The sequence below is a fragment of the Acidovorax sp. HMWF029 genome (assembly GCF_003060895.1).
Lineage (GTDB): Bacteria > Pseudomonadota > Gammaproteobacteria > Burkholderiales > Burkholderiaceae_C > Acidovorax.
Genome location: NZ_QAIH01000324.1, coordinates 1 through 1,415 on the forward strand (window position 1 = coordinate 1; position 1,415 = coordinate 1,415).

The following is a 1,415-nucleotide window of genomic DNA, read 5'->3' on the forward strand; positions in this document are numbered from 1 at the left end:
GGGCGGGTCGGGTCGGCCAACATCGCGTTTGATGACCACCCGAACGAAAAGCGGTTTTCCGACCGTATCGAGACGGTTACGGTGGACTCGGTGCTGGCTTGGCTGCAACGCACCCAGCTGGCGGCGCCTTCGGTGGTCCTTGTGCTGAAAAATTGAACAAAAAAAGGCCTTTGCGCCTGTCTGGTGGGCTTTTTTAGCTATCAAATCAGTAGTATCCAAGGAGAGAGATCACCATGAGCAAATCGCTGCGTTTGTCTGAAAAGTGGTTCCGCCGGGGGCTGTGGCTCGTGGCGCTGGTGTTCGCCAGTTTCCTCATCGGCCTGGGGGGAACCATCGTGGGCGATCTGCCCAAGGTCGAGACCCCGCTGCGCCTGGATGACTTTCTGGACAAACCGGTTGCCGAGAGGCTGCGCGCCGAGGTCAAGGAAGCGCGCCAGGCCGAGCAGGACGCGCAGACCGCGCTGGAGCAGGCCCAGCTGCAGCGCAGCAAGGTGCGCAGCGAAGTGCAGTCAGAAAGGGACAGCTTCAACAACTGGCTGGCTACGCGCGGCGCCACCCAGCGCGCTGACCAGGACCCGGAGGTGATCGCGCGCACCCAGGCGCTCGATGGGCTCAAGCTCGCCGAACGCAAGACCCAGCAGGCGGTCGAGGCCCAGCAGCAGGCTGCGCTCGATGCCCGCCAGGCAGCAGCCGCCCGGCAGGAGCAGCTGGGACGCATGGAGTCCGACGGCTACGTCAAACTCAACGCCGAGCGCCGCAAGGTCGAGCTGCGCGTGTTCCTCTACCGCCTGGCCCTCACCTTGCCGCTGCTGGCCGTCGCGGGCTGGCTCTTCGCCAAGAAGCGCAAGAGCACCTACTGGCCGTTTGTGTGGGGCTTCATCTTTTTTGCGCTGTTTGCTTTCTTTGTGGAGCTGGTGCCCTACCTGCCCAGCTACGGCGGCTACGTGCGCTACGTGGTGGGCATTGCCATGACGGCCGTGGTGGGCCGCTATGCCATCCTGGCGCTCAACCGCTATCTGGAGCGCCAGAAGCTGGCCGAAACCCTGCCCGACCAGGAGCGCCGCAAGGAACTCAGCTACGACGTGGCCCTGGCCCGCCTGGCCAAAAACGTATGCCCCGGCTGCGAGCGGCCCGTGGACCTGAAAAACGAAAAGATCGACTTCTGCCCGCACTGCGGCATCGGCCTGTTTGACCACTGCGGCCACTGCAGCACCCGCAAGAGTGCCTTCGCGCGTTTCTGCCACGCATGCGGCACGGGTGCCGGGGTCAGGCTGGCGCGCGAAGACTGAGGTGGGAGTGGGTTCCGTGCCACACGCGCTGCGCCGCCGTGAGCTGCTGGGCGCACTCGCCGCCGCAGGCTTGCTGGGTGCCGTCCCCTTGCCCGCCCACAGCGCCCCCGGCGCACTGATAGAAAA

2 protein-coding genes are annotated in these 1,415 nt (G+C 65.1%); both read left to right on the plus strand.

All coding sequences use genetic code 11. The features are described 5' to 3' along the window. On the plus strand, nt 1-156 hold a 156-nt coding region (locus DBR12_RS21290; RefSeq protein ID WP_146185597.1), incomplete at its 5' end, for a DUF2145 domain-containing protein. A gap of 77 nt (nt 157-233) precedes the next feature. Continuing rightward, nucleotides 234-1,289, plus strand: coding sequence for a zinc ribbon domain-containing protein (locus DBR12_RS21295; protein WP_108619045.1), 1,056 nt, complete (start codon nt 234-236; stop codon nt 1,287-1,289). The last annotated feature ends 126 nt before the right edge of the window (nt 1,290-1,415 follow it).

Bases quoted from the DNA above. Each gene is read 5' to 3' on its own strand.
- DBR12_RS21295 (WP_108619045.1), top strand. From the start codon at position 234: ATGAGCAAATCGCTGCGTTTGTCTGAAAAGTGGTTCCGCCGGGGGCTG.